This window comes from Duganella margarita (assembly GCF_009857535.1).
In the GTDB taxonomy this organism is placed as follows: domain Bacteria; phylum Pseudomonadota; class Gammaproteobacteria; order Burkholderiales; family Burkholderiaceae_D; genus Rugamonas; species Rugamonas margarita.
This window is the reverse complement of the sequence record NZ_WWCS01000002.1, coordinates 36,519-62,649: the sequence shown is the minus strand read 5'-3', so window position 1 is coordinate 62,649 and position 26,131 is coordinate 36,519. Positions and strand designations below refer to the sequence as shown.

The following is a 26,131-nucleotide window of genomic DNA, read 5'->3' as shown; positions in this document are numbered from 1 at the left end:
TTAGTGGTGGGTGCCGACCAGGAACACGACAATGGCGACACCCGCCGCTATCAGCAACACTTGCGGGACCGATTCCCGCAAGGTCGCGCGGCGCTGCATCTGCGGCATCAGGTCGCTGAGGGCGATGTAGATGAAGCCGGATGAAGCGAATACCAGCACGTACGGGATCAGGCTGCTGGCGCGGTCCAGCGTGTAGTAGCCCAGCAGGCCGCCGGCAATCGCCAGCAGGCTGCACAGCAGGTTGTACACATAGGCGCGGGTGCGCGAGAAGCCGGCATTCAACAACACAATGAAATCCCCGATTTCCTGCGGAATCTCGTGGGCGATGATGGCCAGCCCGGTCACCAGCCCCAGCTCGGGATTGGCCAGGAAGGCGGCCGCGATCAGGATGCCGTCGGTGAAGTTGTGCATGCCATCGCCGACCAGGATCATCCAGCCGGCCTTGCCGGCTTCGTGCTTGTCGTGGCCATGGTGGTGATGGTGGCCGTCATGCTCGTGATGGTGCGAGTGGCGCAGGATCGCCAGTTTCTCCAGCAGGAAGAACGCCAGCAGCCCGCCCAGCAGCGTGGCGAACAGGCTGCGCGCGCTGGCGCTCGACTCGAACGCTTCCGGCAAGGCATGCAGCAGCGAGGTCGACAGCATGATGCCGACCGACAGGCTGACCATGCGCTCGACCACCTTGGACAGCAAGGTAAACGAGAACACGGCCGCCGCAGTGATGCTCACTACGCCAGCCAGTGTGGTTGCCAATAAGATGGAGATGAGTACGGGATCGATGTTATAGCCTCTGGTGCTTGGGCGGTGCGCGCTGTCGCGCAGGCCGGGGCGTTATTTTACTCCCCAGCATGCTTTTTTGCTTAAAATCCGTTCAAATGCTTGCTGGTCATTCCCGCGAAAGCGGGAATCCATACTCAGTTTGCTGCTCACAGGCTATATGGCTTCCTGCTTTCGCAGGCATGACGGCTTAGCTGACGCCGTTTTGCTTGAACCAGGCCAGTGTGCGGCCCCAGCCGTCCTTGGCGTCGGCCTCGACATAGCTCGGCCGGTAGTCGGCGTGGAAGGCGTGGCCGGAGTTCGGGTAGATGATGAAGGTGGACTTGTTCGGGCCCTTGGCCAAGGCCGCTTTCATCACGGTGATCGACTCTTGCGAGATGCCGGTGTCCTTGGCGCCGTACAGGCCCAGCACGGGCACCGTCAGAGTGCCAGCAACATCGATCGGGTGCCTGGGAAAGTTGGCGTTGCTGTCCCCCATCAAACGGCCGTACCAGGCCACGCCGGCCTTGATCGACGGATTGTGCGCGGCGTACAGCCAGGTGATGCGGCCGCCCCAGCAGAAGCCGGTGATGGCGATCTTGTCGGCGTTGCCGCCGTTGGCCTTGGCCCAGTCGACCACGGCGTCGAGGTCGGTGAACACTTGCGCGTCGGGGGTTTTGGAGATGATGTCGCGTTGCAGGTCGGCGATGGAGGCCACCTTGGTCGGGTCGCCCTGGCGAATGAACAGGTCCGGCGCCAGCGCCAGGTAGCCTTGCTTGGCGAAGCGGCGGGCGACGTCGGCGATGTGCTCGTGCACGCCGAAGATTTCCGAGATCACCAGCACCACCGGCAGGTTGGTCTTGCCTTCCGGCTGGGCGCGGTACACGGGGACGTTCTGGCCGTTGACGTTGACCTGGATGGTGCCGGCGCTCAGGCCCACGGTGTCGGTCTTGATGACGTTTTGCGCCATCACCGGCAGGGTGGCGGCGGCGAAGCCGGTGCCGAGGGCGGTCTTGAGGAAGCCGCGGCGGTCGACGCCATCCGACAGCTTGGTTTTAGTCAGCAAACTCTCTGCATCACGCGTCAAATCGTCCATCTACCCTCCGTAATAAGGCCGTCGCTCCGGCGCAAGCCGGAGTCCATACTCAGCATGGGTCCCCGCTTGCGCGGGGATGACGAGGTGTTAGTGTGCTTCATCCCAGTTGCTGCCAACGCCGACTTCGGCAATCAGCGGTACTTTCAGCTGCGCCACGCCGGCCATCAGCTCCGGCAATTTCTGCTTGATCAGTTCCAGCTCGGCATCCGGCACTTCCAGCACCAGTTCATCGTGCACCTGCATGATCATGCGCGTGCCCAGCTGCTCGGCTTCCAGCCAGTTCTGCACCGCGATCATGGCCAGCTTGATCAGGTCGGCGGCCGTGCCCTGCATCGGCGCGTTAATTGCCGCGCGTTCGGCGCCCTGGCGGCGTGGGCCGTTCGGCGAATTGATCTCCGGCAGCCACAGGCGGCGGCCGAACACCGTCTCCACATAGCCGCGCGCTTTCGCTTGCAGGCGCGTGTCGTCCATATACTGCTTGACGCCCGAGAAGCGCGCGAAGTAACGCTCGATATAGCTCTGCGCCGCGCCGCGCTCGATGCCCAGGTTGCTGGCCAGGCCAAACGCGCTCATGCCGTAAATCAGGCCGAAGTTGATCACCTTGGCGTAGCGGCGCTGCTCGTTCTCCACCGTCTCCGGCGCGACGCCGAAAATCTCGGCGGCGGTGGCGCGGTGAATGTCCACGCCCTCGGCAAACGCGCGCAGCATGTTGGCGTCTTCCGAAATGTGCGCCATGATGCGCAGTTCGATCTGCGAATAGTCGGCCGACACAATGTGCGAGCCGGCCGGCGCCACGAACGCCTCGCGGATGCGGCGGCCTTCCTTGGTGCGGATCGGAATGTTTTGCAGGTTCGGATCGTTGGACGCCAGCCGCCCCGTCACCGCCACCGCCTGCGCGTAGTTGGTGTGCACGCGGCCGGTCTGCGCGTTGATGCCCTTTGGCAGCTTGTCGGTGTAGGTCGATTTCAGCTTGGACAGGCTGCGGTATTCCAGCAGCACTTTCGGCAGCGGATAATCCTCGGCCAGCTTTTGCAGCACTTCTTCGTCGGTCGATGGCGCGCCGCTCGGCGTCTTCTTCACCACCGGCAGCTTGAGCTTCTCAAAGAAAATCTCGCCGATCTGCTTCGGCGAACCGAGGTTGAACGGCTGTTCGGCCAGCTCATGCGCCTTGGCTTCCAGTTCGATGATGCGCGCGCCGAGTTCCGTGGACTGCTGCGCCAGCAGCGCAGCGTCGATCTGCACGCCGTTGCGTTCGATCTTTTGCAACACCACCGCCGTCGGCAGCTCGATGTTGCGATAGATGAAGTTCAGCTTCTCGTCCTTCTCCACCTCGCCGATCATGTTCTGGTGCAGGCGCAGGGTGATGTCGGCGTCTTCCGCCGCGTACTCGGTGGCGCGGTCAATCGCCACCTGGTCGAAGGTGATCATGTTGACGCCCTTGCCGCACACGTCCACGAAGGGAATCGTGGTGTGGTTCAGGTGGCGCAGCGCCAGGCTGTCCATGTCGTGCGTGCGGTGCGATTCAAACACATACGATTCCAGCAGCGTGTCGTGGTGAATGCCTTGCAGCGATACGCCATGGTTGGCGAAGATGTGGCTGTCGTACTTGAGGTTCTGGCCGACCTTGAGCTTGGTGGCGTCTTCCAGCCACGGTTTCAGCCTGGCCAGCACATGCTCGCGCTCCAGTTGCGCCGGCACGCCCTGGTAGGCGTGCGCCACCGGGATGTAGCAGGCTTCGCCCGGCTTGACCGACAGCGAAATGCCGACCAGCTGCGCCGTCATCGGCTCCAGCGAGGTGGTCTCGGTATCGACGGCGGTCAGTTCGGCGGCGTTGATGCGGGCGATCCACTGGTCCAGCTGTTCGTCGGTGCTGACCGTTTCATAGGTGGCGACCACCGGTTCGGCGAACAGGTCGCCATTCATGGAGGCGGCGCCGCCAACCGGCGCATCCAGCGACACCTTCACGGTCGAGGCCGGCGCACCGGCCGGCGTGCTGGCCGCCGCGCCCAGTTCGCGCAGCAGCGTCTTGAAGCCGTATTTGCCGAAGAAGGCCAGCAGCGCTTCCTTGTCTTCCTCGCGCGCGACCAGTGACTCGCTGATCGACACCATGTGGCCGCTCAGGTCGCAGTCCAGCTTGACAGTGATCAATTCGCGGCCTTTCGGCAGCCACTCCAGCGCATCGCGCAGGTTCTGGCCGACGGCGCCGCTGATCTTGTCGGCGTTGGCGATCACGCCGTCCAGCGAGTCGTAGGCGCTCAGCCATTTGAGCGCGGTCTTCGGCCCGCACTTGCTCACGCCCGGCACGTTGTCGACGGTGTCGCCGATCAGGGTCAGGTAATCGATGATGCGGTTCGGCGGGACGCCGAACTTGGCCAGCACGCCGGCCTCGTCCATCTTCTCGTTGGTCATGGTGTTGATCAGCATCACCTTGTCGTTGACCAACTGCGCCAGGTCCTTGTCGCCAGTGGACACCACCACGTTCATGCCGGCCTTGGCCGCCTCGTACGACAGTGTGCCGATCACGTCGTCCGCCTCTACGCCCTCGACCATCAGGATCGGCCAGCCCATGGCCTTGACCGCCTCGTGGATCGGCTCGATCTGCAGGCGCAGGTCGTCCGGCATCGAGGCGCGCGTGGCCTTGTATTCCGGATACATATCGTCACGGAAGGTCTTGCCCTTGGCGTCGAATACGCAGGCGATGTAGGCGGCCGGATAATCCGCGCGCAGGCGGCGCAGCATGTTGACCATGCCGTGCATGGCGCCGGTCGGATGGCCGTCGGCGCTGCGCAGGTCGGGCAGCGCGTGGAAGGCGCGATAAAGATAGCTGGAGCCGTCTACTAACAACAGGGTATTTTGCATAGGTACTAAGTGAGGATGCTTGGGCGTGAATGCAACATTATCGCAGGTTTTGACCGCCGTCCGGCAGCGCAGCAAAGTTTAAGAATTGGCAATTCCCCTGTCTCCCCCGAAGGGAAAGCACAGCGATGGGTGTCTGTTTGTTACAATGGATCATACATAAAAATTCCGCAGCCATCTCTCTGCTAAAGGCGACCCATCATGACGCGCACTTCCCTCCTCTGGCCTGCCCTGCTGCTGACGCTCAGCGCCCACACCGCGCTGGCGCAGTCGACGCCGAGCCAGGCGCCGCCCAAAATGGAAAAACTGGAAGAAGTGACGGATGATCCGGTCACCATCAGCGCCAAGCCGGCGCAAAACAAGATTACCGAACGCCGCGACAACAGCGGCAATGTGGTCGAAGCCACCGTCAAAAGCGGTCCCAGCACCTATACCTTGCGCCCCAACCACCCGGTCGGCACCTCCGTGCCGGGCGACGCCATGAGCGGCGCCCCACGCGGCGCGCAATGGACGCTGTTCGAATTCGACCTCGGCAAGAAAAAGAAAGCACCGGAAGACGACGCCGCGTCGGACAACAATCCGCCGCCACAGCCTGCTCCGGCCAAATAAACCACCACGGAATTACACACTTTTCACATGGCAGTCTTTACCCCGGTAGCGCTGGACGATGTCGCCCAGTGGATCACCCAATTTCCGCTCGGCAAAGCGCTTGAGCTCAAAGGCATCAGTTCCGGCATTGAAAACAGCAATTTCTTCCTGACGACGGAGCGCGGTGAGTATGTACTCACCATCTTCGAAAACCTGTCGTTTGAACAACTGCCGTTCTATCTCAACCTGATGCGCCACCTGGCCGAGCGCGGCGTGCTGGTGCCGGCCCCGGTAGCCAATGACAAAGGCGAGCTGATTGTCGCTCTGCACGGCAAGCCGGCCTCGATCGTCAGCAAACTGGAAGGCCGTTCACAAATGGACCCGCAGCCGGTGCATTGCGCCGCCGTCGGCGCCATGCTGGCCAGGATGCATCTGGCCGGCCAGGACTACGCCTTGCAGCAGCCTAACCTGCGCGGCCTGGCCTGGTGGCACGCCACCACGCCGGCAGTGCTGCCCTTCATCCCGGACGAGCAGGCGCACCTGCTGCGGGCCGAAGTGCACTTCCAGGACGCGTTTGCCGCCTGCGACATCCACAAGCAGCTGCCGGCCGGCCCGATCCACGCCGACCTGTTCCGCAACAACGTGATGTTTGACGGCGAACGCCTGACCGGCTTCTTCGACTTCTACTTCGCCGGCTGCGACACCTGGCTGTTCGACGTCGCCGTCACCGTCAACGACTGGTGCATCGATGTCGGCACCGGCGTGCTGGACCAGGCCCGCGTGCGCGCCCTGCTGGACGCCTACCACGCGGTGCGGCCGTTCACCGCCGCTGAACACACCGCCTGGCAGCCGATGCTGCGCGCCGGCGCGCTGCGTTTCTGGCTGTCGCGCCTGTATGACTTCTATTGTCCGCGCGCAGCCGAAATGCTGACCCCGCACGATCCCGGCCACTTTGAGCGCATCTTGCGCGAACGCATCGCCACGCCGGCGCCAGGACTGTTCTGATGGAAAAACTTCCCGCACGCGCAGGCTGGCAATGGGTCAAGCAGGGCCTGCAGCTGTTCCGCAAACAGCCCGGTGGACTGATGGCGCTGCTGTTCATCTGCATGTTCTCGTCCTTCTTCATCCTGCTGCTGCCGGTGCTGGGGCAGATCGTCTGGTGCGTGATGATGCCGCTGTTCAGCATCGCCCTGCTGCAGGGCTGCGCCGAGGTCGACCAGGGCCGGCGCGCCATGCCGCACCTGCTGCTGGTGGGCGTGCAGTCGCCGATGCGCAAGCAGCTGTTGCTGCTGGGCGGCATCAACTGCCTGCTGATGGTATTGGCGATGGTGGCGATCTACAGCCTGTCCGGCGACGCCATCAAGGCCATGAGCGAAGCCCAGGCCAAGGGCGCGATCAAGCCGGGCGATGTGGAAGGTTTGTTCAGCGGCATGCTGGCCGGCTCGGCCATTTACATGATCGGCTGGATATTGATGTCGATGACGGCGCCGTTGATTTTCTGGCAGAAGATAGCGCTGACCAAGGCGCTGTTCTTCAGCGTGGTCAGCGTGCTGCGCGGCGTCAAGGCCTTTGCCACCGCCGTGATCGTGCTGCACCTGCTGTACTTTGTCAGCGTGCAACTGGTGGTGCTAGTGCTGGGCATATCGAGCCTGACCGTGGCCGCCGTCTTCACGCTGTTTTTGATCTCGCTCGTGCTGGTGCACTGCATGGTATACGCAGCCTACACGCAGATGTTCGGCACGCCTCCGGCGCTGCCGGAGGTGATCGACCTGAACAAGCCGCTCTAGATTTTCTCCAGCTTGGCGATGCTCAAGTCAAGCACTTTCATGCCCGCGCTGCCGAAGTTGATCTGAGCGCGGGCGTTGTTGCCGCTGCCTTCGATATTCACAATCACGCCCTCGCCGAACTTGGCGTGGGCGACCGATTGGCCCAGTCGCCAGCCGGTGCTGGCCGCCAGCGACTTGCTGGCGATCTGCTGCGCCAGCGCCTTGTCCGACCCCACCAGCGGCGCCTCGTCCCAGGCCGATTTCTTGGCGCCGAACCAGTTCGGCTGCACCTTCGGTGTCAGCCACTTCAGCGACTCTTCCGGCAATTCTTCAAAGAAGCGCGACTTCATGTTGTAGCGGGTCTGGCCGTGCAGCATGCGGGTCTGCGCGAAGCTCAGGTACAGACGTTCGCGCGCACGGGTGATCGCCACGTACATCAGGCGGCGCTCTTCTTCCACACCGTCGTGCTCGCGCGAGCTGCTCTCGTGCGGGAACAAGCCCTCTTCCAGGCCGGTGATGAAGACATTGTTGAACTCCAGCCCTTTGGCCGAGTGCACCGTCATCATCTGCACGGCTTCCTGGCTGGCGGCGGCCTGGTTGTCACCGGCCTCCAGCGAGGCGTGCGACAGGAAGGCCGACAGCGGCGACATCACGGTCGACAGCGGCGCATCGGCATCCAGGATCTCGATGCCGTCCTGATTGATGATGGCGTCGCCGGACTGCGCCTGCGACTGCGGGCCCAGATGCGCCGGCGAGCCCTGGCCGTAGCCCTCTTCCGACAGGAACTGGGTGGCGGCGCTGACCATCTGCTCCAGGTTTTCGATGCGGTCGGCGCCTTCTTTTTCCGTCGCGTAGTGGGTCAGCAGCGTCGATTGCTCCAGCACGACGCGCACCAGTTCCGGCAAGGCCATCTGCTGCGTTTCAAAGCGCACACCCTCGATCAGCTTGACGAAGCCCGACAGCGAGGTGCCGGCCTTGCCGGTGATATACGGCACGGCGGCGTACAGCGAGATGCGGTACTGCTCGGCGGCGGCCTGCAAGGTCTCCAGCGTGCGGGCGCCGATGCCGCGGGTCGGGAAATTCACCACGCGCAGAAAGGCCGAATCATTGTGCGGATTGTCCATCAGCTGCAAATATGCAATGGCGTGCTTGACCTCGGCGCGCTGGAAGTAGCGCAGGCCGCCGTACACATGGTACGGAATGCCGGCCGAGAACAGCGCATGCTCGATCACGCGCGACTGCGCGTTGGAGCGGTACAGCACCGCGATCTCGCTGCGCGAGGCGCCGTCGTGGATCAGGTTCTTGGTCTCTTCGATAATCCACGACGCTTCGGACAGGTCCGAGTTGGCTTCGTAGACGCGCACCTGCTCGCCGTGACCGGCGTCGGTGCGCAGATTCTTGCCCAGGCGCTTGCTGTTATTGGCGATCAGGATGTTGGCCGCGTCCAGAATGTGGCCGTGCGAGCGGTAGTTCTGCTCCAGCTTGATCAGGTTCTTGACGTTGAACTCGCGCTCGAAGGCGCTCATATTGCCGACGTTGGCGCCGCGGAAGGCGTAAATCGACTGGTCATCGTCGCCGACGGCAAACACCACGCCGCCGCGCTGGGTGCCGTGACCGGCCAGCAGCTTCAGCCACTTGTACTGCAAATCATTGGTATCCTGGAACTCGTCGACCAGGATGTGCTGGAAGCGCTGCTGGTAATGTTCGCGCAGCGGCTGGTTGCGCAGCAGCAGTTCATAGGTACGCAGCAGCAGTTCGGCGAAATCGACCACGCCTTCGCGCTGGCACTGGTCGTCGTACAGCTGGTACAGCTCGACCTTCTTGCGCTCGTCGGCGTTGTAGGGATCGATCTTGTCGGCGCGCAGGCCCTGGTCCTTGGCGCCGTTGATGAAGTACATGATCTCCTTCGGGGGAAACTTCTCGTCATCGACGTTATTGGCCTTCAACAGGCGCTTGATGGCCGACAGCTGATCCTGCGAATCGAGGATCTGGAAGGTCTGCGGCAAGGCGGCGTCGCGGTGATGGGTGCGCAGCAGGCGGTTGCACAGGCCGTGGAAAGTGCCGATCCACATGCCGCGCGTATTAATCGGCAGCATGGCGGACAGGCGGGTCAGCATCTCCTTGGCGGCCTTATTGGTAAAGGTCACGGCCAGGATGCCGGATGGCGACACCTGGCCGGTCTGGACCAGCCAGGCGATGCGGGTGGTCAGGACACGGGTTTTACCGGAACCGGCGCCCGCCAGGATCAGGGCGCTCTGCGCGGGCAAGGTGACAGCGGCGAGCTGTTCCTCGTTAAGGTTGTGGAGAAGATTTTGCATCCCGTGATTATACCGGGATGCAAAATTCGCAGTTTAAGCAGATGGTGCCGGAACGGCTTTGCCGTTTTGCAGGGATTCCTGCATCAGCGCTTGCATGGCGCGTTCCGCGTCGCGCACGGCGTCAGCATGTTGAAGGTTGAGCTTGGCCATTTGCGCGCTCATCTCCCCCATGGGACGCGCGGCGTCGGCCATACGCTTGTTCAACGCATCCAGCGGGCGATTCTGCTCGCGCAACTTTTCCATCTTGGCTGACAGCTCGCGCTGCTTTTCAGCCATCTGCTTGCGCAGCGGCTCCATTTCACGCTGCAGGCTCGCCTGCTTTTCGTGGAAGGCACGGATTTTTTCAGGATTACTGCCGGCGCCCAGTTCCTGGGTGGCGGCTTCCGCCATGCGGCGCGACAAAGCCTCCTGCGCCCTGGCCAGTTGCTCGATCGCGCGGCGGTGCACCTCGGACTCCTGCAGCGATTGGCGGCCGAATTCACCGGCCTCTTTGCCGATCTGAGAGGCGGTGGCTTCAAGCAGCTTGCCTTGCGCATCGAGTTTTTTGCCTTGCTCGTCCATCTGGCTGCCGATGCGGTTGACCGGCGTCCACGCTTCGTCCAGACGGGCCAGCAGGGCGGGATCTTTGATGACGTAGGTTTTGTCGCCATCACGGAACCAGAGGAAATCGCCTTTCATGGTGGCCCGCAACTGCGCCACTTTGCGGATTTCAGCGGTACTGGCCGAGACAGTCATGCTGTCACTGCCGCCACGCACGATCGCGTAGGCACTGCGCTCACCTTTCGGAAAGCGTGAACTCAGCTGGTCGCTCTTGATGCGCAGCACGCCAGCGTCACCTGCCAGGCTGACTTTGGCAGAAATCGCGCCCAGCACGGGCGCGGGGGCGGCGGGAGCTGCTGGCGCGGCGGGAGCTGCTGGGGCTGCCGGAGCTGCTGGGGCCGCGGGGGCTGCGGGGGCTGCTGGCGCTGCGGGAGCTGCTGGCGCAACAGGCGCGATCTCTTCCGTTACCGGGTCTACTGGTGCCACGGGTGCAACCGGTGCCACCGGAGCGACTTGCGCCACCAGCTCAGGTGCGTCGGGTGCATCAGGTGCATCAGGTGCATCAGGCACGTCCGGCGCATCTGCAATGGCCGGCGTGGCGGGTACGGCTGGCACTTCGGCTTCCATCGGCGCGGCCGGTGGCGCGGGTGGTGCTGGCGGTGCGGCATGGGCATAGAACATGGCGCCGGCCGCCAACAGACCTGCCAACGGCATGGCAATTTTCCAGCTGACCGGTTCAACATCGGGACGCAGCAGGCGTTTGATACGAGACATGAGATTTCCTCCGTGAGCCGCGTGGGCTAGTTGGGTGGTGTCGAACTGAAAGCGATCCAGTTGCGACAGGGCTTGCGCCAGCCTTTGCGGCTGGCCGAGCATACCCACGGCCAGGTCGTCGGCGATTTGTTCCCGCTCGATCCGTATCCTGCGCGATAGTGCCCAAACACTAGGGTGATAGAACAGCCCGATTTCAATCGTGCTTTGTATGAGGTTGACCAGGTAATCGTGCCGCTTGATATGCGCCAGCTCGTGCGCCAGCAGCGCTTCCAGCAGATCGGCCGGCATGCCGGTGATCAGCGCGGTGGGCACCAGCACGATCGGCTTCCAGCAGCCCGCCGTGATTGGGCTGTCCAGCTTGTCGGCCACGCCCAGTCGGACGTGAAAATCGATGTCGAAACGGCGCGCCAGCTCGGACAAGCGGCGCTGCCAGTAAGGATTAGTGGTGTATTCATCGGGCCGCGTGCGATCCGCCACCCACTTGAGGCCGATGGCCAGGCGCAGTGCCATCAAGGCCGCACCGGCCAGCCACAGGCCGACCACCCACGGCAGTTGCCGGCGCAGCAGGTCTTTCAAGCTATCCAGCGCGCTATCGCTGAGCAGGGCGCCGGCGCTGTCGGCCCCGCCGGACACGGCCACGGACTGCGTCGCACCAAAGCCAGCGCTGGCCTGCAGGTCAGCCAGTTGAATAATGATGCTCGACAGCGGCAGCGCGGCGCACAACAGCATGCCGCCGCAGGCCACGGCGTAACGCGTCTGCGGACGCGCCTTGCGCAGCAGGTGCATGGCCAGCGTGACGGCCCAGCCGATCAACAGCCCCTGCCAGATAAAATGCAGCAGTGCCCAGCCCACGGCGGACACGATGGCTGACAGCAGGCTATTCATCGCCGCTGTCCGCCGAGAAATTGAGATTGAGATCCATGCCGCCCTCCGAGTCGATGGATGTAGAATAAATTATCTAGATTGCGAAGTCTAGAACTTTTTTTCTACATCCATCCGGGCACAGCTTTAGTACAGCACCACCGAGCGGATCGACTCGCCGCTCTTCATCAGGTCGAAGCCCTGGTTGATGTCTTCCAGCTTCAGGCGATGGGTGATCAGGTCGTCGATATTGAGTTTGCCTTCCATATACCAGTCGACGATCTTCGGCACGTCGGTGCGGCCGCGGGCGCCGCCGAAGGCCGAGCCCTTCCACTCGCGCCCGGTCACCAGTTGGAACGGACGGGTGGAGATTTCCTGGCCGGCCGCCGCCACGCCGATGATGATCGACTTGCCCCAGCCTTTGTGGCAGCACTCCAGCGCCTGGCGCATCAGCGTGGTATTGCCGACGCACTCGAAGCTGTAGTCGGCGCCGCCGTCGGTCAGCTGGATGATGTGGTCGACCACATTTTCCACTTCGTTCGGATTGATGAAGTGGGTCATGCCGAACTTGCGCGCCATGGCCTGGCGGGCCGGATTGATATCGACGCCGATGATCTTGTCCGCGCCGACCATCTTGGCCGCCTGGATCACGTTCAGGCCGATGCCGCCGAGACCGAACACCACCACATTCGCGCCCGCCTCCACCTTGGCGGTGAACAGCACGGCGCCCACGCCGGTGGTGACGCCGCAACCGATGTAGCAGACTTTATCGAATGGCGCGTCTTCGCGGATCTTGGCCAGCGCGATTTCCGGCACCACGATGTAGTTGGAGAAGGTCGACGTGCCCATGTAGTGATAGATCGGCTTGCCGTCGATGGAGAAGCGGCTGGTGGCGTCCGGCATCAGGCCGCGGCCTTGCGTGGAGCGGATCGACTGGCACAGATTGGTTTTTTGCGACAGGCAGAATTTGCACTGGCGGCATTCCGGCGTGTACAGCGGAATGACGTGGTCGTCTTTTTTGAGCGATTTGACGCCCGGACCGACGTCCACCACCACGCCGGCGCCTTCATGGCCCAGGATGGCAGGGAAGATGCCTTCCGGATCGGCGCCGGACAGGGTGTAGTAATCGGTATGGCAGATGCCGGTGGCCTTGATTTCCACCAGCACTTCGCCTTCGCGCGGGCCGCCCAGTTCGACTTCTTCAATCGTCAGGGGCTTGCCCGCTTGCCAGGCAACGGCTGCTTTGGTTTTCATGATGTTCCTTTCGCGTTGGAACATCATGATAACAAATTCCCCTGTACCAAAAGAACATCTAAGCTGAGGGAGATGCCTCGTTTTTTCTAAAAGCAGCGTTGTCGCATTGTTGACAATGCGGTGCGCTAAAGATCGAGCTTTTGTTGTGCCGACGCCGGATTCTCCGGCAAGTCTTCGATTGATAACGCCTTCATCCCAAGGCGCTCAGCAAATCGTCTCAGCCCTGCATCTTCAGAGTAAATGGTGGTCACCCTGTTGCACTTTGCAATTGCCACGATCTGATGATCAAACTTGATGAGTATCCCCGCATCGAAGAGCACCATCAATCAGATCCTCGCATGTGATGGTGTTCTTTGATCGGATCATCCAGTTCGTTCCATCCGTTGCCCTTCGTATTACGTGCAGCATTGACTATGTCAGCTATCGGCTTCTCGTCCAAAGATTCCCACGCAGTGATTTTGAACCTCTCTAACGTCCAAGCGCCATCCTCACCACGCAGCCAATCCCCCTGCCCTGTGACACGAAGTGGGCTCGAAAGATACTCTTTGATAAGCTCACGAGCCATTTCACTGTTTGCCTCGCATTTATGGATGGTGCCATCCATATCCTTGAGCCATACCGGCACAGTGTTGTCCTTGCCGCCAATACGGATAAGCACGCCATCAAGCACACCTACCTCTTTCACTCGATAGTTTTTTGAACCGGTGTATTCCTACCTGGGAATGCCAGAATCACGGCACCCTGCGCCTGTTTGATTTCGCCCACCGCCCTATCGGATTTCAGCATGCCGTTAAGGCTTTGATAGGCTCTTTTTAGATCATCAGGTGCGGCTTGGTCGTGCACCAGACGCAAACGTGACTCAACCGTCTCTGTAGCGGACGCATCCACAACAGCTTTTAAGATCGCACTTCCTGAGCGAAGCTCTTTGAAGTGTACCAACGGCTCGCTACCATACAGTGCAGCCAACTCGCTCATGTATTGGGCGAGCCGTGACATCGGAATAGTGTCCGGCTTGAAGATATCTATGCTGAATTCAAGTGCTTTAGGCGTTTCCATGGCACCACCATACTATAGATAGAAATTCAGGAAATTATGAGTTACAAAGTACCATACAGCTTAAACCGTGCCTATGCTCAGTATGAATCGACCGCAAGCAATGTCAACGCCCGGTGTATATGCTCACGCTCATCTTAATTCAGGACCGTCTGTCGGAGCGATTAGCATCCTACAAAATCACAAGGGCTCACATTTCTGTAAGCCCTTGGCTCATGGGTGCGGCTGCCGATATAAATCAGTCGTGGAAAGCGTCCACCACTTTGCGTTGGCCCAGCATGAACGCGTCGGCCACGTGACGCAGCGGCGCCACGTCCACGTCGGATTTGCCGGCGCGGATGATTTCAGCGAAGCGCTGGTACAGCGACGGGTATTCGGCTTCCTTGGGCAGCGTCTGCTCGTCGCCGTTGATCCACAGGCGTGAACCGCCGTCGGCCAGGCGTACTTCGCCTTTCGCCGTGGTGACGATGATGTCCCAGCTTTGCTTGCCGGTCTGGCGCCAGTCGAACTCGGCGTGCACCTTGACGCCGTCGGCGTCCTGGAAGTGCAGGTCGGCGCCGATCGGCGCGTCGCGGTTTTCCGGGAATTCCAGCGCGGCCTTGGTCAGGAACACGGCGGACGGCAGGATTTCGGTGACGATCGACAGCGCGTTGATTCCCGGATCGAACACGCCCAGGCCGCCCGCCTGCCAGATCCAGTCCTGGTTCGGGTGCCACTGGCGCACGTCCTCTTTCCAGATCACGTGCATGGCGGTGGGCTTTTGTTCGGCCAGATAGGCCTTGGCCGGCTGCACGCCCGGCGCATAGCGCGAGTGCCAGCTGGCGAACAGGCTGACGCCCTGCGCGGCGGCGAAGGCTTCCAGGTCTGCTACTTCCGACAGCGTGGCGCCCGGCGGTTTCTCCAGGAACACGTGCTTGCCGGCGGCCAGCGCCTTGCGCGCGGCGGCATAGCGGTATTGCGGCGGCATGCACAGCGACACGGCTTCGATCGATGGATCGGCCGCCAGCATGGCTTCGATGGTCGGGAAGCTCGGCACGTTGTCGATGGTGTTGTTGCGGCTGGCCGTCGCGACCAGCGCGTAGTCGGCAGCTTGTCCGGTGATGGCTGGCAAGTGCTGGTCGTAAACGATCTTGCCGACGCCGACGATGGCGAGTTTGATAGGTGACGTCATCTGGGTATCCTGATTGAGTGAACCGGCAGACTATCATCTCCGCCAGTCACGCAACAAGGTCAGGACGACGTCATCCTGTAATTATTATCAATAACGCGATTATTGGGGTTCAACCGGCATCGCAGGGCCGATGCCCAGTAGGTCCGACACGGTGCGCCACAACTGGCGCGGCGAGGTCCATGGCTTGGGCAGGAAGGCGCTGCCGGCGTTGTGGTGCTCCGGATGGCGCGCCGAATACATCAGCACGCGGGTGTCGGGCTGGTGGATGCGGACCTCGGCCAGCAGGTCGACGCCGTCGCCGTCCGGCAGGTCCGGGTCCAGCACCACCAGCGCGAATTTCTCGCTGTGCAGCAGCGACACGGCAGCAGCCAGCGTCGGCACGTGGGTGACCTGGGTTTCCGGCACCAGCAGCGCGGTCAGCACCAGCGCGGCGTCGTGGTCGCTGTCGACATGCAGCACGCGGGGTGCGGCGGCAAAGATGGAAAAACCGATGGCGCCGCCCGTCTCTTCGGTGAACGGACGATAGGTACTGGTAGGGTGATCGTTGGTCATGGCTGTCTCCGCTTGATAAGCTCAGTGCAAGCTCGGCGGAGTTGGGCCGAAAGAATCTGGGGTGGCGCGGGGAACAGGCGGCCAGTGAGGCGACAGGCGGCATTGGGCCCGGCGCGGCTGAGGCAGGCGGATGGCTCATCCGCTGCTCAGACCATAGTGTATAACAAAAGTACCTCAGGGCAAGAAAAATTACCCTGGGCGTCTATTTTTTGAGACGGCTGTTGAATGCAGCATGCAAGCTGTTGAGGGTCTCTTCGGCCGCCAGCAACTGATCCGCCACCTCGTTGACCTTGCGCCGGTTGGAGCGGGCATGGTCGCGCAGCACCTCGAAGGCGGTGTTGCGGTCGGTCTGGAATTTGCACATCAGCAGGCCCACGGCCAGGCTGGTTTCGCGGCCGGCGGCCAGCGCGGCATTCAGGTTGAGCTCGGTGCGGCGCAGCTGACGGATCTCGTCGGCGCGCGCCAGACCGGCGGCAAACGCCGGCATCAGCTGCTTTTCGTCGACCGGCTTGACCAGGAAACCGACCGCGCCATACGAGGCGGCCTGCTTGCCGGCGTCAGCGTCGCCGCGTCCGGACAGGAACATGAACGGCACCGAACTGGTGGCGTGCAGCTGCTTGGCCAGTTCCAGGCCATTCATACCGGGCATGTGGATGTCCAGCAGGGCCAGGTCGGGCTCGCGCTGGGCGATGGCTTGCAGGGCTTGTTCTGCGGATGAGGCCTTGGCGACGTCGTAACCGGCATGGCCCAGGACTTCGCCAAGGAAGTCGAGCAGCAGAGGATCGTCGTCGACAATGAGGATCAGACGCTTAGGATTGGCGGAAGTTAAAGGCATAGGGGCGGCTACCTCAGGCAATTGTGACGATTCCATTATAAAGCGGAAAACCGTCTGCACTCCAAGCGTTTTATTGCTGGGCGAAAAGCGTATGAAACTGGCCAACGGCCTGCGCCACACTTTCAGCTTGATAGACGCTGCTGATGGCGGCCACCATATTGGCGCCCCGGGCCACCAGCGGCGCAGCGTTGTGCGGCGTCATGCCGCCGATGACCACGGTCGGTACGCGGATCAGTTCGCGTGCCTGATCGAGGATGGCCGGCTGCGTGGTGACGGCGTATTGCTTCACGCGCGACGGATAAAAGCCGCCGAAGGCGACGTAGCTGGCGCCGGCATCCTGCGCGTGCAGCGCGCGCGGCAGGTCGCCATAGCAGGAAGCGCCGATGATTTTTTGCTGGCCCAGACGGGTGCGGATGGCGGCGACTTCGGCGTCGGTGCCGCCGAGGTGGACGCCGTCGGCATCCAGCTGTTCGCACAGGTCAACGAAGTCGTTGACGATGAAGGGCACGTTGTGGCGGCGGCACAGCGCCAGCAGCGCGGCGGCCTGTTCGGCGCGCTGGGCCGGGCCGGCTTCCTTGTGGCGGTATTGCAGCAGCGCGATGGGGGCGGCCTGCAGCGCCTGTTCGGTCAGTTGCAGCAGGCGGTCGGTGGCGTCCCAGTTGGGGGTGACGAGATAGAGTCCTTGCATGGTGTGATTTCCTGATTAGCGTAACGGAATGCGCTGGCCGGGGGCGATGGCGTAGGCCTCGCGCAGCGCGTGGTAGACGTAATGCTGGGCGTGTTCCAGCGCTACGGCGGTGGGCAGACCCAGCGCCAGCTGCCCGGCGATGGCGGATGCCAAGGTGCAGCCGCTGCCGTGAAAGGCGCCGTCAAGGCGGGGCCAGCGCCACGTGCGATGCTGCGTGGCGACGTGGCCGGGCGCCAGCACCGTCGGCCCGCCGGTGGCGCCGCCGGCCCCGCTGTCGGGGAAGCGGACCGCGCCGGCGGAGACGCTAGCCAGACGGCTGGACGCATCGGCCGCGCCGGGGCCGTACCAGCGGTTGATGATGTCGTCGCCGTCGCCATGACCACCGGTGATCAGCACGTGGCGACAGCCGCGCGCGCGCAGGGCTTGCGCTTGCGCGTCGGGCTGGGTGGCGTCGCTGAGGGCTTGCGCTTCCGGGCCGTTGGGTGTCAGCACGGTGGTCAGCGGCAGCAGCGGCGCCAGCGCCTGCACCGCATCGTCGCGCGACAGCAGGTCGCCATGGCCGCTGGCCAGCACCGGGTCCAGAACCACCGGCAGTTCCGGACGCGGCATCGCATCGCCGCGCGCACGCAGCCACACGATGAACTCCGCAATCGCCTGCGCGTTGGCGGCGCTGCCGGTGATGCCGATCTTGATCGCGCTGATCGCCATCTTGCCGGCCAGGGCCTGCGCCTGTCGCAGTACCAGCTCCGCTTCCACCGGCTGCACGCCATACACACGGTCGTTGTCCTGCACCGTGAGCGCCGTGCAGACAGTGAGCGCGTGCGCGCCCTGCGCTGAAATCGCCTGCGCGTCCGCCGTCAGCCCGGCGCCGCCGGACGGATCGAGTCCGGCGAACACCAGCACACAGGGACGCGCATCGACTCCCCCCACGCCATTCATGCCAGGCGGCCCGCCATTGGCGACGACGGCGACGCCGCAAACTTGCGCGCAATGCGGCCCGCCAGATAAGCCTCACGGCCCGCCTGCACGCCCAGCTTCATCGCGCGCGCCATGCGCACCGGGTCCTGCGCGCCGGCGATGGCGGTGTTCATCAGCACCCCATCGCAGCCCAGTTCCATCGCAATCGCCGCATCCGACGCCGTGCCGACGCCGGCATCCACCAGCACCGGCACCTTGGCCTGCTCGATAATCAGCGACAGGTTCCACGGATTCAGAATGCCCATGCCGGAGCCGATCAGCGACGCCAGCGGCATCACCGCCACGCAGCCGATATCCTCCAGCATGCGCGCCTGGATCGGATCGTCGCTGCAATACACCATCACATCGAAGCCGTCCTTGACCAGCAGTTGGGCGGCCACCAGCGTCTCCGGCATATTGGGGAACAAGGTCTTCTCGTCGCCCAGCACCTCCAGCTTCACCAGCTTATGCCCGTTCAGCAGCTCGCGCGCCATTTGCAGCGTGTAGATCGCGTCCTTGGCGTTGTAGCAGCCGGCCGTATTCGGCAGGATGGTGTACTGCGACGGCGGCAGCACATCCAGCAACGACGGCGCCTTCGGGTCCTGGCCGATGTTCACGCGGCGGATCGCCACCGTAATAATTTCCGCCTCGGCGGCGTCGGTCGCCTCGCGGGTCTGCTGCAAATCCTTGTACTTGCCGCTGCCCACCAGCAGCCGCGATTTATATGCCTTGCCGGCAATCGTCAACACATCATTCATCTCAATCTCCATTTAGCCGCCACCGATGGCGCGCACGATATCCACTTTGTCCTGCGCTTGCAGCACCCGGTCCGCCCACTGCTGGCGCGGCACCACGTTGCGGTTGACTGCCAGCGCCAGCGCCTGGCCGCTCAAGGCCAGCGCATCGATCAACTGATCCAGCGTCTGCTGCGCCGGCACGCGGTGCGGCGCGCCGTTCAATTCAATCTCGATCATGATTCAGGCCTTGGTGTACAGCTCGGCGCCGTTCTTGATGAACTCCACCGCCTTGACCTGCATGCCGTTCTCCGCATACGCGCGCACCTCCTGCGTGATCTTCATCGAGCAGAAATGCGGTCCGCACATCGAGCAGAAATGCGCCACCTTGGCGGAATCCTTGGGCAAGGTCTCGTCGTGGAATTCGCGCGCCTTGTCCGGGTCCAGCCCCAGATTGAACTGGTCTTCCCAGCGGAACTCAAAGCGCGCCTTGGACAGCGCGTTGTCGCGGATCTGCGCGCCCGGATGGCCCTTGGCCAGATCCGCCGCATGCGCCGCGATCTTGTATGTGATGATGCCGTCCTTGACGTCGTTCTTGTCCGGCAGGCCCAGATGCTCTTTCGGCGTCACGTAGCACAGCATGGCCGTGCCGTACCAGCCGATTTGCGCGGCGCCGATGCCGGAGGTGATGTGGTCATAGCCCGGCGCGATATCGGTGGTCAGCGGCCCCAGGGTATAGAACGGCGCCTCGTGGCACTGCTCCAGCTGCAGGTCCATATTCTCTTTGATCAGCTGCATCGGCACGTGGCCCGGACCTTCGATCATCACCTGCACGTCGTGCTTCCAGGCGATCTGGGTCAGCTCGCCCAGCGTCTTCAATTCGCCCAGCTGCGCCTCGTCGTTGGCGTCGTAGATCGAGCCGGGACGCAGGCCGTCGCCCAGCGAGAACGACACGTCATACGCCTTCATGATTTCGCAGATGTCTTCAAAGTGCGTGTACAGGAACGATTCCTGGTGATGCGCCAGGCACCACTTGGCCATGATCGAACCGCCGCGCGAGACGATGCCTGTCATGCGCTTGGCCGTCAGCGGCACATAGCGCAGCAGCACGCCGGCGTGGATGGTGAAGTAGTCGACGCCCTGCTCCGCCTGCTCGATCAGCGTGTCGCGGAAAATCTCCCAGGTCAGGTCCTCGGCCTTGCCGTTGACCTTTTCCAGCGCCTGGTAAATCGGCACCGTGCCGATCGGTACCGGCGAATTGCGGATGATCCATTCGCGCGTTTCGTGGATATGCCTGCCGGTCGACAGGTCCATCACCGTGTCGCCGCCCCAGCGGATCGACCAGGTCATCTTCTCGACTTCCTCGCCGATCGACGAGGTCACCGCCGAGTTGCCGATGTTGGCGTTGATCTTGACCAGGAAGTTGCGGCCGATGATCATCGGCTCCACTTCCGGGTGGTTGATGTTGGCCGGGATGATGGCGCGGCCACGGGCAATTTCCGCGCGCACGAATTCCGCCGTGATCTCGTCCGGAATACTGGCGCCGTAGTTCTGGCCCGGATGCTGGCGGCCCATCAGCTCCGCCAGCCGCTGGCCCATCGGGCCGGAGGTTTTCAGGCTCGCGATGTACTCCTTGCGGCGCAGGTTCTCGCGGATGGCGACAAACTCCATCTCCGGCGTGATGATGCCCTGGCGCGCGTAGTGCATCTGCGTGACGTTCTTGCCTTCACGCGCGCGGCGCGGCTGGCGGTGCAGGTTGAAGCGCAGTTCTTCCAGCGCCGGATCGGCCAGGCGCGCCTTGCCGTAGACGGAGGTCGGGCCATCCAGCGCCTCGGTATCGTCGCGCTCCAGGATCCACGGCAGGCGCGGCGTTTCGGCCAGGCCGGAGCGGATGTCGATCTGCGCGGCCGGATCGGTGTATGGGCCGGAGGTATCGTAGACGGTCACCGGCGGATTGGCCTCGAAGCCGAACGAGGCCGGCGTGTCGGCCTGCGTGATCTCGCGCATCGGCACGCGCAGATCGGCGCGGCTGCCTTGCACATAGATTTTGCGGGAATGGGGAAGTGGCTGTATCGCTGCCTCGTCCACCGTGGCGGTGGCGGATACGAATTTCAGGTTGGCGTTCATTTGGCTCCTTTGTTGGGCTACAGGAGCCAGCAAAGGAGGTTGGACGACGGCCCTTCCACACAAGGAATGGTGGCGGCACGGCATCCTAAGCTTCCCTTCGCTGGCATTATCCAGATCAGGTTCGGAGGGTATTTCTCACCCGCGACGCGCACCTTCAATTCGCGCGACGCAGGACCCCTAGCGTTTGCCACCAATGCGGTGGCGCACCGATTATAACCATCTGCGGCAGAAAGTGGCAAAAATCCGACAGGCGTGGCGCTGGTGCTCAGGTATAGTGTCCTCATGCCATACAGCAACGCTCACCAGTCCTCCGCCCCTGTAGCGCGCCTGACGCGCGTCACCGCCGCGCTGTGCCTGGTGCTCGGCCTGCTGTCGCCGGCGCACGCCAGCCAGGACGAACGCTGGACCGGCCTCAGCCACACCGCCTTCAAGCACACCGTGCACGCCGATCTCAGCAGCGGGCTGTGCTTCGCCCAGGACCGCCAGGGCTTTCTGTGGATCGGCACCCAGGCCGGCCTGACGCGCTGGGACGGCAACCGCCACGTCAAATACCTGGCCGACGCGCGCGAGGACGCGCTGCCCGACAGCTTCATCATGAGCCTGCACGTCGACTCCCAGGGCCGGCTGTGGGCCGGCATGAATTCCGGCGGCCTGGTGCGCTACGATCCCGACCACGACCGGTTCATCCGTTACCGCGCCAGTCCCAGCGGCCTGCGCGATCCGCGCGTGGCGGCCATGGCCGACGACGGCCAGGGCGGCCTGTGGATCGCCACCGGCAGCGGCCTCGACCACCTGGGCGCCGACGGCCGCTTCGACCGCCTGGGCGACAGCTTTGGCGCCGCCACGCTGCCCGACAGCGGCATCGACACGCTGCTGCGCGACGCCGACGGCGTGCTGTGGGCCGGCACCCGGCGCGGCCTGTTCCTGCTGCGCCAGGGCCAGCCGGTCCAGCAGATCACCTTGGGCGGCCAGGCCGGCCTGCCGGTCAACAGCCTGCTGCGCGACAGCACCGGCCGGCTATGGATCGGCAGCCGCACCAGCGGCGCCTACCTGCTGGCGGCCGGCGCGCCCAACGCCGCGCCGGTGCTGGAAAGCGGCGCCCAGCCGACGCTGCAAAATGAACGGGTGGCGGCCATCGTCGAAGCCACGCCGGATGAAATCTGGTTCGGCACCAATGGCGGCAACGGCGGCATCGTGGTGCTCGACGTGCCGCACCACACCACGCGCCGCATCCGCCACCGCAGCGACACCCCGGACAGCCTGGCCGACAATGATGTGCTGACCATGTTCCGCGAACGCAGCGGCATCATCTACGCCGCCAATATGGCAGGCATCAGCCAGCATGCGCCGCAGCCGCGCGCGGTGGCCACCATCCGCCACCTGGCGCCGGGCCGCAGCGGCGTGCTCAGCGTGCCGAGCGTGATGAACGCGCCGGACGGCAAGCTGTGGCTCAGCCTGATCAGCGGCGGGGTCGAGCTGATCGATCCGTATCGCGGCTACAGCGGCCGGCTGGCCGGCAGCGACGGCCTGCCGCCGGGGCGCGTGCTGACCACCGCGGCCGGTCCCGACGGCGAGACCTATATCGGCACCCAGCACGGCCTGTTCCGCGCCAGCGCCGACGGCCGCAGCGTGCAGCGCGTGACGCTGCCGCAGCGGCGCGACGAGGAAGAAGTCTGGAACCTGACGGTGGCCGGCCGCACCTTGTGGATGGGCGGCCTGGACGGCCTGTGGGCGCTCGCGCTGCCACCAGGCGGCGGCACGCCGCACCTGCTGCGCCACGAAAGCAAGAGCCTGGGCGATCCGCGCGTCACCGCCATTTTGCCGGCCGGCGACGACGTCTGGGTCGGCACCCGCACCGGCCTGGCGCGGCTGGGGCCGGACGTGGTGGAAGTCATGCCGGCCGACCTCGGCACGCCGGACCGGCTGCCGCCCGGCTATGTATCGTCGCTGCTGCTGGATGCGCAGGGGCGGCTGTGGCTGTCCAATTTCGGCACCGGCGTGGTCGTCCTCGAACGCACCGACGCCGACGGCCGCCGCCGCTTCCGCCGGATCGGCATGCAGCAGGGCCTGCCCGACAGCGGCGCCAATAAGCTGCTGCAAGACCGCCAGGGCATGATCTGGGCCAGCACCGACGCCGGCCTGGCGCGCATCGATCCGCGCTCGCTGGCGGTGCAGCCGCTCGGCCCCGGCGAAGGCGTGCAGGTCGGCATGTACTGGACCAATTCCGGCGCCGTCACCCGCGAGGGCGAACTGGTGTTCGGCGGCCTGTCCGGCCTGACCGTGGTGCGGCCGCAGGCGCTGGCCAGCTGGCACTACACGCCGCCGATGGTGGTCACCCGCATCCTGCTCAACGACAAGGAAATGCCGGTCGGCCCGTACAACGCCGGTCTCGGCGGCAAGGCTGCGCCGATCACCGTCGCCACCGCCGCGCGCGAACGCGGCTTCTCGGTCGAATTCGCCGCGCTGGACTACTCGGCGCCGGAACGCAACCGCTACGCCTACCAGCTGAAGGGTTTCGACCCGCACTGGGTCGAGACCGACGCCACCTCGCGCCGCGCCAGCTACAACAACCTGCCGCCGGGCGACTATGTGCTGCTGCTGCGCGGCTCCAACCGCAACGGCGACTGGGCCGCGCCATTGGAAGTGCCGGTGCGGGTGCTGCCGGCCTGGCACCAGCGGCCGGAGGCGCGGCTGGCGATGCTGGCGCTGGCGCTGCTGCTGGGCGCCGGCCTGGTGCAGACGCGCACCGCCTATCTGCGCCGCCGCCAGCGCGAGCTGGAAGCCATGGTCGAGGCGCGCACCGCCGAACTGCGCGCCACCCAGGCGCAGCTGGAAACGCTGGCTTACGGCGATCCGCTGACCGGCCTGGCCAACCGCCGCCTGTTCAACGACGAACTGCGGCACCTGGTGGCGCAGGCCGAACGCGGCGGCGGCGCCTTCACGCTGCTGCTGGTCGACCTCGACCGCTTCAAGCCGGTCAACGACACCCACGGCCACGACGCCGGCGACGCCTTGCTGGCCGCCGCCGCCGACCGCCTGTGCGCCGCCGTGCGCGAAGCCGACCGGCCGTTCCGCCTGGGCGGCGATGAATTCGCCGTGCTGCTGGCCCACACCGGCGACGGCGCCACGCTGGAACCGGTGTGTGCGCGCATTCTCGCCAACCTGGCCCTGCCGCTGTCGTATGGCGCGGCCACCATCGAAATCAGCGCCAGCATCGGCGCCGCCATCTACCGCGACGGCGAAAGCCACGAGCAACTCTACAAGCGCGCCGACCTCGCCCTGTACCAGGCCAAGGCGGCCGGCCGCGACACCTGGCGCCTCAGTCCGTGAAGGCGGGCGCGGCGGAGGTGTCGGCCAGGAACTGCCGCAGCACCACCCCCCATTCATCCCAGCGGAAGAAGGCGCTGGGATGGCGGATGAAGAGCAAGTCCAGCGGCCGCTCACCGAGGTTGACGGTCAGCCGCAGCGGGCGATTCCTGCCCACCGCCGGCAGGCGCTGCTCGGCCAGCAGCGCGCCAGGCGGCAGCACAGCGCGCAGCGCCGCGATCTTCGCCCCCTCCAGTCCATAAACAATGCAGCGGCGCGCGCCGATCAGGCCGGCCATCGTCAGCAACATCTGCCAGCCATCCCGATAATCCTGGCCGTCCGGCCGCTCGCGCAGGCTGGCCATCATGCGCGGCATCGCCGTTGCTGTAGTCGTAAATGCTCTCGCCCAGCACAATCGTGCGGCTTGCCGAGGCGCGAAAACCGCTGCCGATCCAGGGCAGCCAGGCCATGCCGGCAGCTTCAAAGCCGGCGTCGAAGTGGGTATCGAAGTAGGTGCTGTCGTCTTGCATCTTTAATCTCTAAAGGTCGGCGTGGATTTGCTCATGCCGGCCGTCATGGCGGCCTGCAGATCGGACGACATCAGCATGGCGGCATTCCAGGTGGCGACGTAGTTGAGGCCGTCGGCGACGGTGTGGTCGCGGGCGTAGCTGATCATCTCCTTGACGCCGCGCACCGACAGCGGTGACTTGGCGGCGATGACGTCGGCGATGGCGCGCACGCCGGCCCGCAACGCGTCCGGCGATTCGAACACGCGGTTGACCAGCCGCATCTCCCTGGCCTCGGCGGCGTCGAACTTGCGCGCGGTGTAGGCCAGTTCGCGCGCCATGCCGTCGCCGATCAAACGCGGCAGGCGTTGCAGCGTGCCCACATCGGCCACCATGCCGATGTCGATTTCCTTGATGGTGAACCAGGCGTCGGCCGCACAGTAGCGCATGTCGGCGCAGCAGATCAGATCGATGCCGCCGCCGACGCAGGCGCCGTGCACGGCCGCCAGCACCGGCTTGCGGCAGCGCTCCAGGCTGGTCAGCGTGTCCTGCAAATCGAGGATCACGCGGCGCAGGTTTTCGCGGGTGCGGCCGTCGCAGTCGTCGCGCACCTGGGCGCCGACGCCCATCATCATCTGCAGATCGATGCCGGCGGTGAAGGCCTTGCCCTCGCCTTCCAGGATGGCGACGCGGATCGCCGGCGTCTCGTCGACGTAGCGCAAGGCCGTGCGGATGTCATGCCACATGGCAAGGTTCATCGCATTCAGCTTGTCCGGGCGGTTGAGGCGGATGGTGGCGACGGCGCCGTCCACGGTCAGGCTGACGGCTTCCAATAATGGGATCATGCAAGTCTCCTTTTTGTCGTTGAAATACGTTATATTGGTCTTTGCGGCATGAATATTCCTAATGATAACGAGGAGATAGACATGGCAACACAGTTCAAGCTTAACGGCAAAGAAGTCAGTGTGCAGGCCGAGCCGGATACCCCACTGCTGTGGGTGATCCGCGACGAAATCGGCCTGACCGGCACCAAGTTCGGATGTGGCCTGGCGCTGTGCGGCGCCTGCACCGTCCACCTCGACGGACAACCGATCCGCTCTTGCCAGACGCCGGTCTCGGTAGTCGCCGGCAAAAAAGTCGCCACCATCGAATCGCTGTCCAAAGATAATTCCCACCCGTTGCAAAAAGCCTGGATCGCGCACGACGTGCCGCAATGCGGCTACTGTCAGTCGGGACAACTGATGAGCGCGGCCGCGCTGCTCAGCACTAACCAGCATCCCAGCGATACCGACATCGACAACGCCATGAGCGGCAATATCTGCCGCTGTGGCACCTACAACCGCATCCGCGCCGCCATCCACACCGCCGCCGCTGAAATGCGCAAGGCATAAGGAGA

The 26,131-nt window shown here is 64.0% G+C and carries 24 protein-coding genes and 1 riboswitch; of the genes, 5 read left to right on the top strand and 19 right to left on the bottom strand.

Annotated elements, in window-relative coordinates:
* The 3 genes from GTP55_RS02800 to polA form a co-directional block, all read right to left on the bottom strand.
* Entirely contained in the window at positions 1 to 705 is a 705-nt protein-coding gene (locus tag GTP55_RS02800) for a ZIP family metal transporter (RefSeq protein WP_161043826.1), read from the bottom strand.
* Between the two features lie 259 nt (positions 706 to 964).
* Positions 965 to 1,849 carry a dienelactone hydrolase family protein gene (locus tag GTP55_RS02795; RefSeq protein WP_161043470.1) on the bottom strand — a complete coding sequence of 295 codons (885 nt, stop codon included), beginning with the start codon at positions 1,847 to 1,849 and terminating at the stop codon, positions 965 to 967.
* 87 nt (positions 1,850 to 1,936) lie between these two features.
* Entirely contained in the window at positions 1,937 to 4,708 is a 2,772-nt protein-coding gene (polA, locus tag GTP55_RS02790) for a DNA polymerase I (protein WP_161043469.1), read from the bottom strand.
* Between the two features lie 198 nt (positions 4,709 to 4,906).
* Here polA and GTP55_RS02785 point away from each other — a divergent pair, with 198 nt between their 5' ends.
* From GTP55_RS02785 to GTP55_RS02775, 3 genes are read left to right on the top strand one after another with little or no spacing between them, the layout of a single operon-like run.
* Entirely contained in the window at positions 4,907 to 5,314 is a 408-nt protein-coding gene (locus tag GTP55_RS02785; protein WP_161043468.1) for a hypothetical protein, read from the top strand.
* Between the two features lie 27 nt (positions 5,315 to 5,341).
* Positions 5,342 to 6,298 carry a homoserine kinase gene (locus GTP55_RS02780; RefSeq protein WP_161043467.1) on the top strand — a complete coding sequence of 319 codons (957 nt, stop codon included), beginning with the start codon at positions 5,342 to 5,344 and terminating at the stop codon, positions 6,296 to 6,298.
* Positions 6,298 to 7,080, top strand: coding sequence for a BPSS1780 family membrane protein (locus GTP55_RS02775; RefSeq protein WP_161043466.1), 783 nt, complete (start codon positions 6,298 to 6,300; stop codon positions 7,078 to 7,080). The genes GTP55_RS02780 and GTP55_RS02775 overlap by 1 nt, the downstream gene beginning before the upstream one ends.
* Here the strand turns inward: GTP55_RS02775 and GTP55_RS02770 are convergent.
* The 14 genes from GTP55_RS02770 to thiC form a co-directional block, all read right to left on the bottom strand.
* The gene (locus GTP55_RS02770) at positions 7,077 to 9,377 is read right to left on the bottom strand and encodes a UvrD-helicase domain-containing protein (RefSeq protein WP_161043465.1); all 2,301 of its coding nucleotides are present in this window, start codon (positions 9,375 to 9,377) and stop codon (positions 7,077 to 7,079) included. The genes GTP55_RS02775 and GTP55_RS02770 overlap by 4 nt on opposite strands.
* Positions 9,378 to 9,410: 33 nt before the next feature.
* Complete coding sequence (locus GTP55_RS30015) at positions 9,411 to 11,576, bottom strand: M56 family metallopeptidase (RefSeq protein WP_161043464.1); 2,166 nt, start codon at positions 11,574 to 11,576, stop codon at positions 9,411 to 9,413.
* A gap of 123 nt (positions 11,577 to 11,699) precedes the next feature.
* A complete protein-coding gene (locus tag GTP55_RS02760) occupies positions 11,700 to 12,806 on the bottom strand; it encodes an S-(hydroxymethyl)glutathione dehydrogenase/class III alcohol dehydrogenase (protein ID WP_161043463.1) in 1,107 nt (368 codons plus the stop codon).
* A gap of 125 nt (positions 12,807 to 12,931) precedes the next feature.
* Positions 12,932 to 13,129 carry a hypothetical protein gene (locus GTP55_RS02755; RefSeq protein ID WP_161043462.1) on the bottom strand — a complete coding sequence of 66 codons (198 nt, stop codon included), beginning with the start codon at positions 13,127 to 13,129 and terminating at the stop codon, positions 12,932 to 12,934.
* On the bottom strand, positions 13,129 to 13,476 hold the full coding sequence (locus GTP55_RS02750; RefSeq protein WP_161043461.1) for a hypothetical protein: 348 nt from the start codon (positions 13,474 to 13,476) through the stop codon (positions 13,129 to 13,131). The genes GTP55_RS02755 and GTP55_RS02750 overlap by 1 nt, the downstream gene beginning before the upstream one ends.
* Before the next feature lie 11 nt (positions 13,477 to 13,487).
* The gene (locus GTP55_RS02745; RefSeq protein WP_161043460.1) at positions 13,488 to 13,862 is read right to left on the bottom strand and encodes a hypothetical protein; all 375 of its coding nucleotides are present in this window, start codon (positions 13,860 to 13,862) and stop codon (positions 13,488 to 13,490) included.
* Between the two features lie 235 nt (positions 13,863 to 14,097).
* Entirely contained in the window at positions 14,098 to 15,030 is a 933-nt protein-coding gene (locus tag GTP55_RS02740; RefSeq protein ID WP_161043459.1) for a Gfo/Idh/MocA family protein, read from the bottom strand.
* A gap of 99 nt (positions 15,031 to 15,129) precedes the next feature.
* Positions 15,130 to 15,582 (bottom strand): response regulator, encoded by a 453-nt coding sequence (locus GTP55_RS02735; protein ID WP_161043458.1) that lies wholly within the window; start codon positions 15,580 to 15,582, stop codon positions 15,130 to 15,132.
* Between the two features lie 202 nt (positions 15,583 to 15,784).
* Positions 15,785 to 16,417 carry an ANTAR domain-containing response regulator gene (locus GTP55_RS02730; RefSeq protein WP_110847373.1) on the bottom strand — a complete coding sequence of 211 codons (633 nt, stop codon included), beginning with the start codon at positions 16,415 to 16,417 and terminating at the stop codon, positions 15,785 to 15,787.
* A gap of 70 nt (positions 16,418 to 16,487) precedes the next feature.
* Complete coding sequence (gene thiE, locus GTP55_RS02725) at positions 16,488 to 17,105, bottom strand: thiamine phosphate synthase (RefSeq protein ID WP_161043457.1); 618 nt, start codon at positions 17,103 to 17,105, stop codon at positions 16,488 to 16,490.
* 15 nt (positions 17,106 to 17,120) lie between these two features.
* Complete coding sequence (thiD, locus tag GTP55_RS02720; protein WP_161043456.1) at positions 17,121 to 18,044, bottom strand: bifunctional hydroxymethylpyrimidine kinase/phosphomethylpyrimidine kinase; 924 nt, start codon at positions 18,042 to 18,044, stop codon at positions 17,121 to 17,123.
* Entirely contained in the window at positions 18,041 to 18,820 is a 780-nt protein-coding gene (locus GTP55_RS02715) for a thiazole synthase (RefSeq protein ID WP_161043455.1), read from the bottom strand. Before GTP55_RS02715 ends, thiD begins: the two co-directional genes overlap by 4 nt.
* Positions 18,821 to 18,832: 12 nt before the next feature.
* Positions 18,833 to 19,036, bottom strand: a complete 204-nt coding sequence (thiS, locus tag GTP55_RS02710) for a sulfur carrier protein ThiS (RefSeq protein ID WP_161043454.1) — start codon at positions 19,034 to 19,036, stop codon at positions 18,833 to 18,835.
* Between the two features lie 3 nt (positions 19,037 to 19,039).
* Entirely contained in the window at positions 19,040 to 20,923 is a 1,884-nt protein-coding gene (gene thiC / locus GTP55_RS02705; RefSeq protein WP_161043453.1) for a phosphomethylpyrimidine synthase ThiC, read from the bottom strand.
* 75 nt (positions 20,924 to 20,998) lie between these two features.
* Positions 20,999 to 21,112, bottom strand: a riboswitch (TPP riboswitch).
* A gap of 93 nt (positions 21,113 to 21,205) precedes the next feature.
* Between thiC and GTP55_RS02700 the strand changes: the two genes are divergently transcribed.
* Positions 21,206 to 24,253 (top strand): diguanylate cyclase domain-containing protein, encoded by a 3,048-nt coding sequence (locus GTP55_RS02700; RefSeq protein WP_161043452.1) that lies wholly within the window; start codon positions 21,206 to 21,208, stop codon positions 24,251 to 24,253.
* Here the strand turns inward: GTP55_RS02700 and GTP55_RS02695 are convergent.
* Both GTP55_RS02695 and GTP55_RS02690 read right to left on the bottom strand, forming a co-directional pair.
* A complete protein-coding gene (locus GTP55_RS02695; protein WP_161043451.1) occupies positions 24,243 to 24,596 on the bottom strand; it encodes a hypothetical protein in 354 nt (117 codons plus the stop codon). The two genes, GTP55_RS02700 and GTP55_RS02695, sit on opposite strands and share 11 nt — an antisense overlap.
* 165 nt (positions 24,597 to 24,761) lie before the next feature.
* Complete coding sequence (locus tag GTP55_RS02690) at positions 24,762 to 25,580, bottom strand: crotonase/enoyl-CoA hydratase family protein (protein ID WP_202423492.1); 819 nt, start codon at positions 25,578 to 25,580, stop codon at positions 24,762 to 24,764.
* Between the two features lie 81 nt (positions 25,581 to 25,661).
* On the opposite strand from GTP55_RS02690, the gene GTP55_RS02685 reads away from it, so the two are divergent.
* Positions 25,662 to 26,126, top strand: coding sequence for a (2Fe-2S)-binding protein (locus GTP55_RS02685; RefSeq protein ID WP_161043450.1), 465 nt, complete (start codon positions 25,662 to 25,664; stop codon positions 26,124 to 26,126).
* Positions 26,127 to 26,131: the final 5 nt, after the last annotated feature.

Bases quoted from the DNA above. Each gene is read 5' to 3' on its own strand.
- GTP55_RS02795 (WP_161043470.1), bottom strand. From the start codon at position 1,849: ATGGACGATTTGACGCGTGATGCAGAGAGTTTGCTGACTAAAACCAAG.
- polA (WP_161043469.1), bottom strand. From the start codon at position 4,708: ATGCAAAATACCCTGTTGTTAGTAGACGGCTCCAGCTATCTTTATCGC.
- GTP55_RS02785 (WP_161043468.1), top strand. From the start codon at position 4,907: ATGACGCGCACTTCCCTCCTCTGGCCTGCCCTGCTGCTGACGCTCAGC.
- GTP55_RS02780 (WP_161043467.1), top strand. From the start codon at position 5,342: ATGGCAGTCTTTACCCCGGTAGCGCTGGACGATGTCGCCCAGTGGATC.
- GTP55_RS02775 (WP_161043466.1), top strand. From the start codon at position 6,298: ATGGAAAAACTTCCCGCACGCGCAGGCTGGCAATGGGTCAAGCAGGGC.
- GTP55_RS02770 (WP_161043465.1), bottom strand. From the start codon at position 9,377: ATGCAAAATCTTCTCCACAACCTTAACGAGGAACAGCTCGCCGCTGTC.
- GTP55_RS30015 (WP_161043464.1), bottom strand. From the start codon at position 11,576: ATGAATAGCCTGCTGTCAGCCATCGTGTCCGCCGTGGGCTGGGCACTG.
- GTP55_RS02760 (WP_161043463.1), bottom strand. From the start codon at position 12,806: ATGAAAACCAAAGCAGCCGTTGCCTGGCAAGCGGGCAAGCCCCTGACG.
- GTP55_RS02755 (WP_161043462.1), bottom strand. From the start codon at position 13,129: ATGGTGCTCTTCGATGCGGGGATACTCATCAAGTTTGATCATCAGATC.
- GTP55_RS02745 (WP_161043460.1), bottom strand. From the start codon at position 13,862: ATGGAAACGCCTAAAGCACTTGAATTCAGCATAGATATCTTCAAGCCG.
- GTP55_RS02740 (WP_161043459.1), bottom strand. From the start codon at position 15,030: ATGACGTCACCTATCAAACTCGCCATCGTCGGCGTCGGCAAGATCGTT.
- GTP55_RS02735 (WP_161043458.1), bottom strand. From the start codon at position 15,582: ATGACCAACGATCACCCTACCAGTACCTATCGTCCGTTCACCGAAGAG.
- GTP55_RS02730 (WP_110847373.1), bottom strand. From the start codon at position 16,417: ATGCCTTTAACTTCCGCCAATCCTAAGCGTCTGATCCTCATTGTCGAC.
- thiE (WP_161043457.1), bottom strand. From the start codon at position 17,105: ATGCAAGGACTCTATCTCGTCACCCCCAACTGGGACGCCACCGACCGC.
- thiD (WP_161043456.1), bottom strand. From the start codon at position 18,044: ATGAATGGCGTGGGGGGAGTCGATGCGCGTCCCTGTGTGCTGGTGTTC.
- GTP55_RS02715 (WP_161043455.1), bottom strand. From the start codon at position 18,820: ATGAATGATGTGTTGACGATTGCCGGCAAGGCATATAAATCGCGGCTG.
- thiS (WP_161043454.1), bottom strand. From the start codon at position 19,036: ATGATCGAGATTGAATTGAACGGCGCGCCGCACCGCGTGCCGGCGCAG.
- thiC (WP_161043453.1), bottom strand. From the start codon at position 20,923: ATGAACGCCAACCTGAAATTCGTATCCGCCACCGCCACGGTGGACGAG.
- GTP55_RS02700 (WP_161043452.1), top strand. From the start codon at position 21,206: ATGCCATACAGCAACGCTCACCAGTCCTCCGCCCCTGTAGCGCGCCTG.
- GTP55_RS02695 (WP_161043451.1), bottom strand. From the start codon at position 24,596: ATGATGGCCAGCCTGCGCGAGCGGCCGGACGGCCAGGATTATCGGGAT.
- GTP55_RS02690 (WP_202423492.1), bottom strand. From the start codon at position 25,580: ATGATCCCATTATTGGAAGCCGTCAGCCTGACCGTGGACGGCGCCGTC.
- GTP55_RS02685 (WP_161043450.1), top strand. From the start codon at position 25,662: ATGGCAACACAGTTCAAGCTTAACGGCAAAGAAGTCAGTGTGCAGGCC.